Source organism: Tenacibaculum lutimaris, assembly GCF_003610735.1.
In the GTDB taxonomy this organism is placed as follows: domain Bacteria; phylum Bacteroidota; class Bacteroidia; order Flavobacteriales; family Flavobacteriaceae; genus Polaribacter; species Polaribacter lutimaris.
In genome coordinates this window covers 212,504-227,739 of sequence record NZ_RAQM01000010.1, presented here as the reverse complement: position 1 = coordinate 227,739, position 15,236 = coordinate 212,504, and the positions used below count along the sequence as shown (strand labels likewise).

Genomic DNA, 15,236 nt, shown 5'->3' with positions numbered 1-15,236 from the left:
TAGTAAAAAGTGGTTTACCTTATGATGCAAATTATAAAAGTACTTTGGTTTAAAAAAGTATAAAATTTACTTGTTTTTTACCTCAGTTCTTTGTTGTATGCAGTATTAATTGTACAATATGATTTTCTTTATCAGAATAATTTGTGCAAGATGATAATAATTATGTTCAATCATTCCTTCAATATTCCTCAAATATGTTCCGTATCTTTCATCTACAAAAGTTTGGTTTAGTTTTTTTTCTTCCATTTTCCCTATTAAATCCGCCAATTTTTCTGTGTCGCTCCAAAATCTATTTAAAAACGTTTCCCAACCATTTTGAGAGGTAATTAGTGGAAAGTCAAAACTGTCTTTATCCCTTATTTCAAGTTTTCCATTTAAAAACACATTTTTAATTCCATTGATGTAGTAATGAATATGTTGAGCGAGTGCCGAAATTGTATTTAATGACTGAAATTTTGTTGTAGCAATTTTCCAATCAACATTATTCAAAAGGTCTTTATAATTTGTATCTGCTATCCAAGTTCCATTTAGAATAACTTCTCGAAGCCTATGCGCTAGTTGTTCCGTTTTTTTCACTAATTCTTATTCTTTAACTGATATGAAAGTTTCAACTTCGGCATTTTCTCCATCGTAGTATTTTTTCCCGTGAATTGTGAAATCAGCATTATAAGTTCGTTTTAAGTCTTTATTCTGCCATATTTCCATCCAAGTTTTGAGAACAGCTTCTGGCATATTACCTTTAGAAACAAATTTTTCGTAAATATCTTTTTCTATTGTAATACCGACAAAATCTTTTGGAATATTTTCTAATGAACTTACTGGCAAACCAATAATTAGCGTGTATGGTCCATTGAAGTCTGTTTCATAATCTGTGTAAACTGCGTAAATATCATCATTGACCTTGTTCGGAATTTGTTTTTGAATTTCTTCTCCCCAAAATTTTTCCCATAATGCTTCAATATCTTTGGCAGATTGTCCATTTTCATTGGTTGTTCTTACCGAAATACCTATTACACTAAATTTTTCAATTATTTGTTTGTCCATAGTTTTAGAGTTATTTGTTTGTGTTATTGCTTTGATGGAGAATAGCAAAGATGCCGTAAGTATCAAAATTTGAAATCTTTTCATTATATGATTATTATTTGTTAGACCACAAATTTAAAATACCTTGTGACAACCCTATGGCAAGGGTATTGAACATTTTTTGAGACTAATGTCAAAATATTCTTCAAAGGTGATTTTGTGTGGTTCAAACGACTGGTTTAATACAGATAAATTTTCTATTCTGTCTAAACGAAAAGCTCTAAAATCAATTCTTAATCTACAAAATGCGATGAGCAACCAATTTTCTTGAGTGGTGTAAATAGCAAATGGTTCAATTGTTCTTTCAGTTGATTGGTTATTGTTTGGCGAGTAATAACTTATTTTAACAAGATTAAAATTGGTTAATGCCAACTGAAGTGTCGATAAATAACTACTTGTGCGAACGAAGTCATCATTTTGTCCAAATACAACCCGATTTGAAAGTAAATTGGCTTTGTCTTTCGTGTTACTTCTTAAAACAGATTTAATTTTACCAATAGCTTCGGTGTATTCTTTTACAAATGAGGTGTCCTTATTTTTCACAACTAATTGTTCGGCTGTAATCAAAGCGTTGGCTTCACTTTCTGAAAACATTATTGGTGGTATTCTGTAACCTTCCATTAATGTATAGCCTTTTCCTTCCTCCGTTAATATTGGAACTCCTGATTGTTCCAATGCTTTAATATCTCGGTAAATTGTCCTTTTACTAACAGAGAATTTTATAGCAAGTTCTGATGCAGTAATGAGTTTTTTCGTTTGCAATTGGGTTAAAATTGCAGTCAGCCTGGGAAGTCTTTTAATGTCAATTTCGTTCATTTTTTCTCTGACTGATTAGGTTTTGTCATATTGCATACAACTCGTTATATGCCAAACTTTAGTTGTTTTATCCGGAGAATAGTATGGGATATATAAAGTTTAAGCAATTTTTTATTTTCTCAAATATAACAAAATCAATAAACTATCTAAGTGAAAGTTTTTCACAAACTTATACACCATTTTTGCTAATTTCGCCGCTTAAAATTATTTGTATGATTACGGTAGATCAATTAACGGTTGAGTTTAGTGGTAACACCCTGTTTAGCGACGTTTCGTTTGTAATAAACGAAAACGATAAAATTGCTTTAATGGGTAAAAACGGTGCAGGAAAATCCACCATGATGAAAATTATAGCAGGAGTTTCTAAACCTACTAAAGGAGGCGTTCGCAGTCCGAAAGATACCGTAATCGCTTACTTACCTCAGCATTTGTTAATGGAAGACAATTGCACGGTAAAAGAAGAAGCGTCCAAAGCATTTGCATCTATTTTTGCTATGAAAGCCGAAATGGAAGACCTCAATAAACAATTAGAAACCCGTACCGATTACGAATCGGACGATTATATGAAAATCATTGAGCGTGTTTCGGATTTAGGAGAGAAATACTATGCTTTAGAGGATGTAAACTACGAAGCAGAGGTAGAAAAAGCCTTAAAAGGATTAGGATTTAAGCAAGAAGATTTTGACAGAGCAACCTCAGAGTTTAGTGGTGGTTGGCGTATGCGTATTGAGTTAGCGAAAATCTTACTGCAAAAACCCGATTTAATTTTGTTAGATGAGCCTACTAACCACGTAGATATCGAATCGGTAATTTGGTTAGAAAACTTCTTATTAAACAAAGCCAAGGCGGTAGTAGTAATATCGCACGATAAAGCGTTTATCGATAACATTACCAACCGAACCATTGAAGTAACGATGGGAACCATTCACGATTACAAAGCGAATTATTCTCATTATTTAGAGTTGCGTAAAGAGCGTCGTGCTCATCAGTTAAAAGCTTATGAAGAACAACAAAAATTTATTGCTGATACCAAAACGTTTATCGAGCGTTTTAAAGGAACCTATTCAAAAACAAATCAAGTAGCCTCTCGTGAACGAATGTTAGAAAAATTAGTTCCTGTAGAAATAGATGAGGTAGATACTTCAGCATTAAAACTACGTTTTCCACCATCACCACGTTCAGGAGATTATCCTGTAAAAGTGGAAGGGTTGACAAAACAATACGGAGACTTAACCGTATTTAAAGATGCAAGTTTCTCTATAGCACGTGGAGAAAAAGTATCGTTTGTAGGAAGAAACGGAGAAGGAAAATCAACCATGATTAAAGCAATTATGGGAGAAATTGATTTTGAGGGTGAATGTGGTTTAGGGCACAATGCCAAAGTGGGATATTTTGCACAGAATCAAGCATCATTGTTAGATCCTGAATTAACAATTTTCCAAACCGTAGATGAGGTTGCTGAAGGAGACATAAGAACGCAAATCAAAAATATATTAGGACGTTTTATGTTCTCGGGAGATGATTTAGAAAAGAAAGTAAAAGTACTTTCTGGAGGAGAGAAAACCCGTTTAGCAATGGTAAAGCTGTTGTTAGAACCTGTAAACGTGTTGATATTAGATGAACCTACGAACCACTTAGATTTAAAATCAAAAGAGGTAATTAAAGAAGCCTTATTACATTTCGATGGAACGTTGATTTTAGTATCGCACGATCGTGATTTCTTACAAGGACTATCTCAAAAAGTATTTGAATTTAAAGACCAACGTGTTATTGAACACTTTGAAACGATTGATGCATTCTTAGAACGTAATAACATCAAAGCGTTAAAGGAGATTGATTTATAAAAACGTCATTGCGAGTGAAACGAAGCAATCTGCTAGTCAACGGATAGATTACTTCAGTCATACCTCCTTCGTAATGACGTTGGGTAAGTGTCATTACGAACGGATGTGAGAAACCACAAGGTTCAGCGGAGCTAAATTTCACAAGATGAGTAATTCCCATTGTTGAGGTTTCTCGTCGCTCATAAAATCGCTCTATCGAAATGACGTCTAAGTTATCGTCATTGCGAGTAGAACGAAGCAATCTGTTTCTCGACGGATAGATTACTTCAGTCGTGTCCTCCTTCGTAATGACGATTGTTCTTATTTTATCATGTGTTGATAAGCATCGCGATTTTCATAAATTACCCAAAGGTTGATAGCAAATAATACTAAAGCTATAGGAAGACCAGACGGAGCTTGAAAAATATGAGTAAGTATAATTCCAATCATTATAGGAAAAATAACAACAGCACCTAAAGCTCTTGTTTTAGGAACTAAGAATAATATTCCTCCTAAAATTTCTGCAAACCCTACTAAAGGCATTAACCATCCTATTTCCATCATAGCGGTCATAGCACTCATCATTTTTTCAGGAAGATTTTCAGGAACAGGCATGTAGTTTAAAAACTTGTTAAGCCCAGAGTTGATAAACATTAATCCGAATAGTAGGCTAAGTACGAATAAAATTTTTTGTTTCATAGTTAATTAGTTTGGGGTTAGTGGTTTGTTTTTTAGTTGTTTAAATATAATAAAATATAAAATTGATAACAAAATGATGGTGAGTAAATTGCATTGTTGAGGTTTCTCGTCGCTCATAAAATCGCTCTGTCGAAATGACAAAATGAGTGTTATTGCGAGTGATAACGAAGCAATCTTTTATTGTATATCGAGAAAAAGAGATGGTATATTGTTGTTACTTCTCATTATGAAGTCTGTGTTTTTCTTGTTTGTCTAATATTTAGGTTTAGGGTTTGTTTATTATTAATTTGTTATTTTTTATGACTTTATTTTACGGTAGAGTTAAAATTTAATTTATTTAATTAAATTATTTGTAATTTAGTTTTTAAATAGATACATTGGCAATGTGATTTTAGCTTTATGGCTTAAATCTTATTTTCATTAAGTAGTAATCTTTTAATTCCCCTAATTATGTTAACAAACTTAAGTTTTCAAACTGTAGCTAAAGAACAAATTAAATTCCTTAAATTTCCAAAAGAAGAAGTATTATGTAAAAATCAACAAGCAAAAGTAAATCGTTGTGTTGATTTACAGCGAGCTTTGTCTTTAGGAAATCTAGAAAGAGAAAAGGTAAAAATATTTTTTATGGATATGGATGGCTTAAAAAAAGTAGAAACTACTGTTTGGGGTATTACCGATACCTCAGTAATTTTAAAAGAATCTACGATTATTCCACTTGAAAGAATTGTGAAAGTAGCATAAAAAAAGCCCTCGAAATTTCGAGGGCTTTTTTGTTGTTTATAATTAAGCTTCCGCTTCCATATAATCTTCAATAGGATTACAAGAACAAATTAAGTTACGATCACCAAAAGCATCGTCTACACGACGTACTGAAGGCCAAAACTTATTGTCTGCAATATAATCTAAAGGAAATGCTGCTTGTTTACGAGAGTATGGTAAATCCCATTCATCAGCAGTTAACATTTCTTGCGTATGTGGTGCATTTTTAAGCGGGTTGTTAGGATTTTCCTTACTCGCTTCAGCAATCTCTTTTCTAATAGAGATTAACGCATCACAAAAACGGTCTAATTCAGCTACACCTTCCGATTCGGTTGGCTCTACCATAATGGTTCCTGCTACAGGGAAAGATACAGTAGGCGCGTGGAATCCGTAGTCCATTAAACGCTTAGCGATATCAGTTACTTCAATTCCGTTTTGTTTAAACTCACGACAATCTAAAATCATTTCGTGTGCTGCACGGTTCATTTCGCCTGTATATAAAGTGCTGTAATGTCCGTTTAAACGCTCTTTAATATAGTTAGCATTTAAAATGGCATTTTTGGTTGAGTTTGTTAACCCGTCGGAACCTAACATAGTAATGTATCCATAAGAAATTAAACAAACTAAGGCAGAACCCCAAGGAGCTGCTGAAATAGCTGTAATGGCATTATCACCACCTGTAGCTACTACTGGATTAGTAGGTAAAAACGGAACTAATTGTGGTGCTACACAAATAGGCCCAACACCTGGTCCACCACCACCGTGAGGAATCGCAAATGTTTTGTGTAAGTTTAAGTGACAAACATCAGCACCAATGGTTGCAGGATTTGTTAATCCTACTTGTGCATTCATGTTAGCACCGTCCATATATACTTGTCCGCCATTATCGTGGATAATTTGCGTAATTTCTTTAATTGCCTTTTCATATACTCCGTGAGTAGATGGATAAGTTACCATTAAAGCTGCTAAATTATCAGCATGTTTTTCAGCTTTAGCACGTAAATCTTCTACATCGATGTTTCCTCTTTCATCAGTTTTGGTAACCACTACCTTCATACCCGCCATAACTGCTGATGCAGGGTTGGTTCCGTGAGCTGAAGCAGGAATTAAGCAAATATTTCTGTGAGTATCTCCATTAGCTTCATGATAGGCTCTAATAACCATTAAACCTGCAAATTCTCCTTGTGCACCTGAGTTAGGTTGTAAAGAAGTACCTGCAAATCCAGTAACCACATTTAATTGGTCTTCAAGGTTTTTTAGCATGATTTGGTATCCTTCTGCTTGGTTTAAAGGTGCAAAAGGGTGAATATTTCCCCATTGCGGATTGCTTAAAGGTAACATTTCAGAAGCAGCATTTAACTTCATGGTACAAGACCCTAAAGAAATCATAGAGTGATTTAAGGCTAAATCTTTACGTTCTAATTTTTTGATATAACGCATCATTTCAGTTTCTGATTGATACGTATTGAATACTTCGTTATCTAAGAAAGAAGTAACTCTTTTTACATCCGCAGGAATTACATCTGCAGTAGTAAAGTTAGTAACAGTAATATCTGTAATATTGAAAGCTTGTTCGAAACAATCAACGATTTCGTTGATTTCTTTTAAACCAACTGTTTCGTTTACAGAGATTGAAATATGATTTTCATCTATATAATTAAAGTTGATTCCGTTTGCTTCTGCTACAGGACGTAATTTGTCCGCTTCAACTTCTACTAAAATAGTATCGAAATATGATGTGTTCTTTTGGTTGAAACCTAAATCGGTTAAAGCTTTAGCTAAGGTTGTAGTACTTGTGTGAACACGGTCAGCAATGTATTGTAATCCATCTTTTCCGTGATATACTGCGTACATACCAGCCATAACAGCTAATAGTACCTGTGCAGTACAAATGTTAGAGGTTGCTTTTTCACGTTTAATGTGTTGTTCACGTGTTTGTAAAGCCATACGTAATGCACGTCCACCATCAACATCTTTCGTTACACCAATAATACGACCAGGCATGCTACGTTTGTATTCTTCTTTAGTGGCAAAGAATCCTGCGTGAGGACCTCCGTAACCTAATGGAATACCAAAACGTTGTGTAGTACCTACTACCACATCAGCACCAAATTGAGCAGGTGCTTTTAGTTTTACCAATGATAAAATATCAGCAGCCACAGCTACCTTGATGTTTTTAGCATTACAGTTAGCTATAAAATCGGTATAATCATAAACTTGACCATGTTTTCCTGGATATTGTACAATTGCTCCAAAGAATTCTTCAGAGAAATCAAATTCTTGGTGATTTCCAATTACTAATTCAATTCCGATAGGTATGGCACGTGTTTGTAATACTGATAAGGTTTGAGGTAAAATTTCTTCAGAAACAAAGAATTTATTTACATCAGCTTTCTTTTGTGCTCTATCACGAACATCAAATAATAATGCCATAGCTTCGGCAGCTGCAGTACCTTCATCTAATAAAGAAGCATTAGCTAACTCCATTCCTGTTAAATCACAAATCATTGTTTGATAATTTAACAAGGCTTCTAAACGACCTTGTGCAATTTCAGCTTGGTAAGGCGTATAGGCAGTATACCATCCTGGGTTTTCTAAAATATTACGTTGGATAACACCAGGTAAAATAGCTTCGTGGTATCCTAAACCTATATAACTTTTAAAAACTTTGTTTTTAGCACCTAATTCATTGATGTGATTTAGGTATTCATATTCGCTCATGGCAGGAGCTAAATCTAGCTCTTTTTGTAAACGAATATCGTCGGGAATAGTTTCATAAATCAATTGGTCTAAACTTTCTACACCAATCGTTTTAAGCATCTGGTCTTGGTCTTTAACACGAGGACCTATATGTCTTAATTGAAATGAATTTGTGTTCATTATTGTGTTGTTGTTTTAAGTGGCTCAAAAATAGTGAAATTGGTTGACTTGTGGGTACATATTTTTTTGTTAAAAAACGATATTTTATTAACCAATACTAAGGGTTATAAACATAAAAGCTATTTTTGTTAGATGAAGTTTTTTAAAACAGTAATCGATTTTTATATCAATGCTAGTATTCATGTAGCTCTGGCAGTTTATGCTTTGTTACGAATAACTGAAATATATTTTGAAATTCCACATAATGAATTGTTAGACTGGTTTGTTTTTTTTGCTACGATTACAGGGTATAATTTTGTAAAATATGCTGGAGTAGCAAAGTTGCATCACAGAAGTTTGACTAAAAACCTACAAGTTATTCAAGTGTTTTCATTGATTTGTTTCTTGCTGATGTGTTATTTCGCATGGTTACTTCCTTTAAAGATTTTGTTGTTTTTTGTACCTTTTGGATTGTTAACTTTTTTATATGCAGTTCCTTTTTTAAGTGGATTTCAAAAAAATTTACGAAGTATTGGTTATTTGAAAATAATAGTAGTGGCTTTGGTATGGGCTGCAACTACGGTATTGTTACCTATATATGCCAGTGAAACTTCTTTTACTACAGAGGTTTGTTTGTCAATAATTCAACGCTTTTTGTTAATCATAATATTATTGTTGCCTTTTGATATTCGCGATGTACAGTACGATGCAATATCATTACAAACCATACCGAAAAAAATTGGCGTCGAAAACACCAAAAAGTTCGGATACGTTTTGTTGCTCTTATGTTTAGTTTTAGAATTTATGATAAGTCCTAATTCTCATTTTAGAACAGCTTTTTTAAGTGTGTTTTTCTTGATACTTTTTTTGTTAATGAGAGCACAGACGAATCAATCTAAGTATTACAGTTCTTTTTGGGTAGAAGCAGTTCCTGTTTTATGGCTGCTCTTATTGTTTTTACTTTAAAAATAGAACTTTTAAGAGGGGGATTCTGTTAATGTGTAATTGAGGTAGTTTTAAAAGTTATATCCATTTAAAATTTGAAACTTAACTGGCTTTATATAGCTGTTTTTAGGAAAACCTTTGTACATTCGTTGGCTTAACAACACAACAACAAAAAACATAACAAAGTAACATGAATTTAGTGAAACGAAATTTCGTTTTCGATTTCGATAGCACGTTAACTCGTGTAGAAGCATTAGATGTTTTGGCAGAAATCACGCTAGCAGGAAATCCGAAGAAAGAAGAGATTGTTCAGCAAATAATTGATATAACCAATCAAGGAATTGATGGTGATATATCTTTTACTGAATCCTTAGAAAAGCGCATTCAATTATTACAAGCTACAGTATCGGATTTACCATTATTAATTGAAGAGTTAAAACAAAAAGTTTCTCCTTCTATAGAAAGAAATAAAGAGTTTTTTGAAAACTTTTCTGATGATATTTATGTGATATCAGCAGGGTTTAAAGAATTTATTGACCCTATTGTAGCAGCTTATAACATCCCTTCAGAAAGAGTATTTGCAAATACTTTTGAGTTTGATAAAGCAGGAGTTATTGTAGGATTTGATACTCAAAATCCATTATCTAAACACAATGGTAAAATAGATTGTTTAAAATCCTTAAATTTAGATGGTGAAGTACAAGTAATAGGAGATGGTTATAGTGATGCAGTAACCAAAGAAGCGGGTGTTGCTGATACTTTTTTCGCATATACAGAAAATGTGTCAAGAGAAAAGACAATAGCTAATGCCGATCATATTACACCAAATTTAGATGAATTTTTATACGTTAACAAATTGCCTAGAAACTTATCATACCCGAAGAATAGAATTAAAATTCTACTGTTAGAAAATGTACATCCTGATGCTTTTACAAAGTTAACAGGTGATGGATTTTCTGTTGAAACAGTTTCAAGAAGTTTGTCGGAAGATGAATTGATTGAAAAGTTAAAAGATGTTCATGTGTTAGGAATCCGTTCTAAAACACAAGTAACACGTAAAGTTATTGAAGCTGCTGAAAAACTGATGGTGGTTTCTGCTTTTTGTATTGGAACAAAGCAAATTGACTTAGATGCGTGTAAAGAGAATGGAGTAGTAGTTTTTAATGCTCCTTATAGTAATACACGTTCGGTAGTTGAATTAGCTATTGGTGAAATTATTATGTTAATGCGTAGTGTATTTCAAAGAAGTACAGAAATTCATAACGGTCAGTGGAATAAAACGGCACAAGGTTCAAGAGAGGTTCGTGGTAAAAAACTAGGGATTGTTGGTTACGGAAACATTGGTAAGCAGCTATCTGTTTTAGCTGAGGCTCTAGGAATGGATGTGTATTATTATGATGTAGAAGATAAATTATCTTTAGGAAATGCAACTAAAATAGATACATTAAAAGAGTTGTTGAATATTTCAGATGTAGTTACATTGCATGTTGATGATAATTCAGCAAATAAAAACTATATAGGTAAGGAGGAGTTAGCTGAAATGAAAGATGGTGCTCATTTGGTAAATCTTTCTCGTGGATTTGTGGTTGATATTGAAGCATTGGTGGATGCATTGAAATCTGGTAAATTAGCTGGAGCAGCGGTAGATGTATACCCTGAAGAACCAAGAAAAAATGGTGAGTTTTACACTGAATTAAAAGGGTTGGATAATGTGATTTTAACTCCGCATGTAGGTGGTAGCACAGAAGAAGCTCAAAGAGATATCGCAGATTTTGTTCCGAATAAAATTATGGCGTACATCAATTCAGGAAATACGGTGGATGCGGTTAATTTCCCAAATATTCGTTTACCTAAACATAAAAACGCACACCGTTTTTTACACATTCATAAGAATGTACCAGGAGTAATGGCGAAGATCAATAAGGTATTAGCGAAATATGAATTGAACATTACAGGACAATACTTGTCTACAGATGAAAAAGTAGGATATGTAATTACTGATGTGGATAAAGAATACAATCAAGAAGTAATTGCAAAATTGAAAAAAGTAGATGGTACTATTAAATTTAGAGTACTGTATTAAAAATAATAAAACCCCGCTTTTGCGGGGTTTTTAATTTATAAACTATCAAAATCACTTAAACTCTGTTCTATAGTATTGGCTCCTTTTTGTAAAATTTGAATGTAATTAGCTACATTTTCCATTTTAAACCTGCTAGAAGGTCCAGAGGCACTAATACTTGCGATTACTTTTCCTTTGTTGTTGTAGATAGGAATGGCAATACATACCAAACCTAATTCTGATTCTTCTATGTCTAAGGCAAATTTTTGTTGTTGAATTAGTTGTAATTCTTCTCTCAGTTTTAAAGTAGATGTAATCGTGTTTTTGGTGAAAGGTTTTAGAGTAACCGAATTTAGAAAGGCTTCTTGTGTTTCTCGTGAAGCAAAAGCTAGGAGTAACTTACCAATAGCGCTTCCATTAATGGGAGCATAAGAACCTATTGAGGTACTTATTTTGAGTCCTTGTAAACTATCTGCTTTGTTAATGTGGAATACTTGCTGTTCTTTTAAAATACCCAACAAAATCGTTTCTTGAATTTCTAAGGCAACTTTTTGTATTGGTGTGTTGGTTAAATTTCTAAGTGATTTATAAATAGAAACACGATTTCCTAATTCAAACAACTTACTACCCAATTGATATTTTTCGTTGTCATTTTGTTGTACAACGTTTAGTGAAACTAAAGTACTAAGTAACCGGTATACAGTGCTTTTGTTATAGCCAGTTTTAGTAGCTAGTTCTCTAACACCCCATTCTTTTTTGTCATCGGTAAAAGCATCTAAAACAGAAAAAGCTTTTATGATAGATTGATTTAAGTTTTTAGAATCAGCATTCATTTATTGAAAATATTTTGACTAATATAACAAAAATGTGTAGATTTATAAAACACCGTTTTATTATGTGAAACGCTTTTGGTTTTATTTTGAGATTAAAATAAAGTATCTTTAGTGTTTTTGAAATGGTTTTTAGAAATATAAATAAGTATGTATAAACCAACACTTGATTACGCACAGCAGTTAGATAAAGAAGATAAATTAGCTCATTTAAGAGCGCAATTTCATATTCCAAAAGACAAAGATGGAAATGACTGGTTGTATTTTACAGGAAACTCTCTTGGGTTACAACCTAAACAAACGCAGCAATACATTCAACAAGAATTAGACGATTGGGCAAAATATGGAGTAGAAGGGCATTTTGAAGCGCGAAACCCATGGATGCCATATCACGAATTTTTAACGAATTCGATGGCAAAAATAGTGGGAGCAAAGCCATTAGAAGTTGTGGTGATGAATACCTTAACAACCAATTTGCATTTGCTAATGGTATCGTTTTATCAACCAACTAAAACAAAATATAAAATTGTTATAGAAAGTGATGCTTTTCCTTCGGATCGATACGCGGTACAATCGCAATTAAAATTTCACGGATTTGATGCTGAAGATGGGTTGATAGAATGGAAACCTCGTGAAAGAGAAGAGTTGTTACGTATTGAGGATTTAGAAAAAATAGTTGACGAACAAGGTGATGAAATCGCTTTGTTATTAATTGGTGGTGTAAATTACTACACAGGTCAATATTTAGATATTAAGCGTATTGCTGAAATAGGACATGCTAAGAACTGTATAGTAGGTATCGATTTAGCACATGGTGCTGGAAATATATCTCCAGAATTGCACGATAGCGGGGTAGATTTTGCAGCTTGGTGTACCTATAAATATTTGAATTCAGGACCTGGAAGTTTAGCAGGATTATTCGTGCATGAAAAGCACGCGCACAATAAAGAGTTACCACGTTTTGCCGGATGGTGGAATCATAACAAGGAAACTCGTTTTAATATGCGTCAGCCATTTGATGTTATACCAGGAGCAGAAGGATGGCAGTTGTCAAATCCGCCAATTTTATCCATGGCAGCAATTAGAGCTTCGTTAGACATGTTTGAAGAAGTAGGAATGGAAGCGTTGAGAGCTAAATCGGAAAAACTAACGGGATATTTTGAATATTTAATCAATCAAATTGATACGGATAGAATTAAAATAATCACGCCTTCAAATCCAAAAGAAAGAGGCTGTCAATTGTCTATTCAAGTAAAGAATGCCGATAAAAGTTTACACAAAAAACTAACCGAGAATAATATTATTACCGATTGGAGAGAACCAGATGTAATTCGTTGTGCACCGGTGCCTATGTATAACAGTTTTGAGGATGTATATAGAATGGTAGAAACTTTAAAAACCTTATTGTAAAAAATGAGTAAAAAAGACAACATAGTAATTATAGGTGCTGGTTTATGCGGAAGTTTATTGGCACTTCGTTTAGCACAAAGAGGATATAAAGTAGCAATGTATGAAAGTCGTCCAGATTTACGAGTTACTGATATTTCAGCAGGACGTTCCATCAACTTAGCATTATCTGATCGCGGTTTTAAAGCTTTACGTTTATGTGGTGTGGAAGAAAAAGCACGTGAAATTTGTATTCCAATGTATGGGCGCTTAATGCACGATAGAGAAGGAAATACCTTTGCGTCTAATTATTCAGGTAGAGAAGGAGAGTATATCAATTCTATTTCGAGAGGTGATTTAAACGGAATTTTATTAACTGAAGCAGAGAAACACGAAAATGTAACAATACATTTTAATACGGAATGTACTTCCGTAGATATTGAAAATACAGTTGCACATTTTAAAGATTACAATACTAAAGAAGAGTTTTCAGTAGATGGAGATGTGATTTTTGGAACTGATGGAGCAGGATCTGCATTGAGAAAAAGCTACTATTTAGAAAGAAAATTCTTATTCAGCTATTCACAAAACTTTTTGGCACACGGATATAAAGAATTAGAAATTCCTGCCGATAAATTAGGAAACCATCAAATAAGTAAAGATCATTTACATATTTGGCCTCGTGGAGAGTACATGTTAATTGCGTTGCCAAATTTAGATGGGAGTTTTACGGTAACCTTGTTTTTAAGTTATGATGAAGGAGAGTACAATTTCAATAACCTAACTACTGAAGAAAAAATAACCGAGTTCTTTGAAAAAGAATTTTCAGATGCCTTGGATTTGATTCCGAGTATAAAAGATGAGTTTCTTAACAACCCAATAGGAGCTTTAGGAACTGTAAAATGTTCACCATGGCATTATCAAAATAAAACCTTGTTAATGGGTGATGCAGCACATGCAATTGTTCCGTTTTATGGACAGGGAATGAATGCTTCTTTTGAAGATGTAACTGTATTTGATACAATCTTAGATACACACGAAGGAGGTTGGGAAGCTACTTTTAAAGCATACGAGAAAGCACGTAAAGAAGATACTGATGCCATTGCCGATTTGGCGATTGATAATTTTTACGAAATGCGCGATCATGTAGCAAATCCGTTATTTAAGCAAAAAAGAAAGTTGGAGATGGATTTAGAAAAAACATTCCCAACCGAATATTTTTCAAAATACTCTATGGTAACCTTTAATGAAGAAATACCATATGCAGAAGCGATGAAAAAAGGACGTGCACAAGACAAAGCTTTGTTAAATATGGTAGCACATCATGATTTGGACACAATTACCGATTTAAAAGAGGCATTAAAAAAGGTACAAGAAGAAACCAACGAAATTTTAGAAGAAGATAAAATCGCAGGGTTGTAAGTGAAAAGGTATATCGTCATATTACGCGGAATCAATGTTTCGGGAAAAAATAAACTTCCCATGGCAGAGTTACGAGATATTTTAAATGAATTGGGGTTTCAAAACATACAAACCTATATTCAAAGTGGTAATGTTATCTTAGATTCAGAAGAGGCAAAAGAAACCGTTTGTCAGAAAGTTAAAGAAGCGATTGCTGCAAAGTTTGGATATGATGTGCCTGTGTTAGCTAGAACTCCTGAAGAATGGAAAAAAGCATTAGACAATTATCCGTTTTCACAAGAAAACGAAAAGATAGTAGCTTTTGCTTTCTTAGACGGAATACCTAACGAAACTGTGATTGAAGTTAGTGAAATTAATGATGATGAGTATTTGGTAGCCGATGATGTAGTGTATTTGTATTGTCCGTCTGGTTTTGGAAGAACTAAACTGACAAACAATGTAATAGAGAAGAAATTGAAGGTAATCGCCACCACACGCAATTTAAAAACAACAATAAAGCTATTAGAACTAGCAACTTCTTAAAAGTCATTTCAACCTAAGGGAGAAATCTGG

At 33.5% G+C, this 15,236-nt stretch carries 13 protein-coding genes; 7 read left to right on the top strand and 6 right to left on the bottom strand.

What is annotated here, in order from left to right:
• Positions 1-105 precede the first annotated feature (105 nt).
• The 3 genes from C8N26_RS11380 to C8N26_RS11370 all read right to left on the bottom strand — a co-directional run bounded on the left by C8N26_RS11380 (position 106) and on the right by C8N26_RS11370 (position 1,899).
• Entirely contained in the window at positions 106-576 is a 471-nt protein-coding gene (locus C8N26_RS11380; RefSeq protein ID WP_120187388.1) for a DUF1572 family protein, read from the bottom strand.
• Positions 577-582: 6 nt separating this feature from the next.
• Positions 583-1,044: a GyrI-like domain-containing protein gene (locus C8N26_RS11375; RefSeq protein WP_120187396.1), complete on the bottom strand. Its 462-nt coding sequence runs from the start codon at positions 1,042-1,044 to the stop codon at positions 583-585.
• Positions 1,045-1,179: 135 nt separating this feature from the next.
• Positions 1,180-1,899 carry a helix-turn-helix transcriptional regulator gene (locus C8N26_RS11370; protein WP_120187387.1) on the bottom strand — a complete coding sequence of 240 codons (720 nt, stop codon included), beginning with the start codon at positions 1,897-1,899 and terminating at the stop codon, positions 1,180-1,182.
• Between the two features lie 212 nt (positions 1,900-2,111).
• Here C8N26_RS11370 and C8N26_RS11365 point away from each other — a divergent pair, with 212 nt between their 5' ends.
• The gene (locus tag C8N26_RS11365) at positions 2,112-3,743 is read left to right on the top strand and encodes an ABC-F family ATP-binding cassette domain-containing protein (protein ID WP_120187386.1); all 1,632 of its coding nucleotides are present in this window, start codon (positions 2,112-2,114) and stop codon (positions 3,741-3,743) included.
• Between the two features lie 300 nt (positions 3,744-4,043).
• Here the strand turns inward: C8N26_RS11365 and C8N26_RS11360 are convergent, their stop codons facing one another.
• Complete coding sequence (locus tag C8N26_RS11360; protein ID WP_028893055.1) at positions 4,044-4,421, bottom strand: DoxX family protein; 378 nt, start codon at positions 4,419-4,421, stop codon at positions 4,044-4,046.
• 450 nt (positions 4,422-4,871) lie between these two features.
• Between C8N26_RS11360 and C8N26_RS11355 the strand changes: the two genes are divergently transcribed.
• Positions 4,872-5,162, top strand: coding sequence for a hypothetical protein (locus tag C8N26_RS11355; protein ID WP_120187385.1), 291 nt, complete (start codon positions 4,872-4,874; stop codon positions 5,160-5,162).
• A gap of 42 nt (positions 5,163-5,204) precedes the next feature.
• Here the strand turns inward: C8N26_RS11355 and gcvP are convergent, their stop codons facing one another.
• On the bottom strand, positions 5,205-8,060 hold the full coding sequence (gene gcvP, locus C8N26_RS11350; RefSeq protein ID WP_120187384.1) for an aminomethyl-transferring glycine dehydrogenase: 2,856 nt from the start codon (positions 8,058-8,060) through the stop codon (positions 5,205-5,207).
• A gap of 132 nt (positions 8,061-8,192) precedes the next feature.
• Here gcvP and C8N26_RS11345 point away from each other — a divergent pair, with 132 nt between their 5' ends.
• Positions 8,193-9,005, top strand: a complete 813-nt coding sequence (locus C8N26_RS11345) for a UbiA prenyltransferase family protein (RefSeq protein ID WP_120187383.1) — start codon at positions 8,193-8,195, stop codon at positions 9,003-9,005.
• A gap of 169 nt (positions 9,006-9,174) precedes the next feature.
• Complete coding sequence (gene serA / locus C8N26_RS11340; RefSeq protein ID WP_120187382.1) at positions 9,175-11,067, top strand: phosphoglycerate dehydrogenase; 1,893 nt, start codon at positions 9,175-9,177, stop codon at positions 11,065-11,067.
• Between the two features lie 35 nt (positions 11,068-11,102).
• Here serA and C8N26_RS11335 read toward each other — a convergent pair whose 3' ends face one another.
• A complete protein-coding gene (locus C8N26_RS11335) occupies positions 11,103-11,879 on the bottom strand; it encodes an IclR family transcriptional regulator (protein WP_120187381.1) in 777 nt (258 codons plus the stop codon).
• Positions 11,880-12,026: 147 nt separating this feature from the next.
• Between C8N26_RS11335 and kynU the strand changes: the two genes are divergently transcribed.
• Genes kynU through C8N26_RS11320 form a run of 3 tightly spaced genes read left to right on the top strand, consistent with a single transcriptional unit; the run spans position 12,027 to position 15,206 of the window.
• Positions 12,027-13,286: a kynureninase gene (gene kynU, locus C8N26_RS11330; protein ID WP_120187380.1), complete on the top strand. Its 1,260-nt coding sequence runs from the start codon at positions 12,027-12,029 to the stop codon at positions 13,284-13,286.
• A gap of 3 nt (positions 13,287-13,289) precedes the next feature.
• A complete protein-coding gene (locus C8N26_RS11325) occupies positions 13,290-14,684 on the top strand; it encodes an FAD-dependent oxidoreductase (RefSeq protein ID WP_120187379.1) in 1,395 nt (464 codons plus the stop codon).
• A complete protein-coding gene (locus C8N26_RS11320) occupies positions 14,685-15,206 on the top strand; it encodes a DUF1697 domain-containing protein (protein ID WP_120187378.1) in 522 nt (173 codons plus the stop codon).
• Positions 15,207-15,236 lie beyond the last annotated feature (30 nt).

What these genes read in the sequence shown, in the direction of transcription:
- C8N26_RS11360 (WP_028893055.1), bottom strand. Translation starts at nt 4,421, where the DNA reads ATGAAACAAAAAATTTTATTCGTACTTAGCCTACTATTCGGATTAATG.
- C8N26_RS11370 (WP_120187387.1), bottom strand. Translation starts at nt 1,899, where the DNA reads ATGAACGAAATTGACATTAAAAGACTTCCCAGGCTGACTGCAATTTTA.
- C8N26_RS11375 (WP_120187396.1), bottom strand. Translation starts at nt 1,044, where the DNA reads ATGGACAAACAAATAATTGAAAAATTTAGTGTAATAGGTATTTCGGTA.
- C8N26_RS11335 (WP_120187381.1), bottom strand. Translation starts at nt 11,879, where the DNA reads ATGAATGCTGATTCTAAAAACTTAAATCAATCTATCATAAAAGCTTTT.
- kynU (WP_120187380.1), top strand. Translation starts at nt 12,027, where the DNA reads ATGTATAAACCAACACTTGATTACGCACAGCAGTTAGATAAAGAAGAT.
- C8N26_RS11345 (WP_120187383.1), top strand. Translation starts at nt 8,193, where the DNA reads ATGAAGTTTTTTAAAACAGTAATCGATTTTTATATCAATGCTAGTATT.
- C8N26_RS11365 (WP_120187386.1), top strand. Translation starts at nt 2,112, where the DNA reads ATGATTACGGTAGATCAATTAACGGTTGAGTTTAGTGGTAACACCCTG.
- C8N26_RS11325 (WP_120187379.1), top strand. Translation starts at nt 13,290, where the DNA reads ATGAGTAAAAAAGACAACATAGTAATTATAGGTGCTGGTTTATGCGGA.
- serA (WP_120187382.1), top strand. Translation starts at nt 9,175, where the DNA reads ATGAATTTAGTGAAACGAAATTTCGTTTTCGATTTCGATAGCACGTTA.
- gcvP (WP_120187384.1), bottom strand. Translation starts at nt 8,060, where the DNA reads ATGAACACAAATTCATTTCAATTAAGACATATAGGTCCTCGTGTTAAA.
- C8N26_RS11355 (WP_120187385.1), top strand. Translation starts at nt 4,872, where the DNA reads ATGTTAACAAACTTAAGTTTTCAAACTGTAGCTAAAGAACAAATTAAA.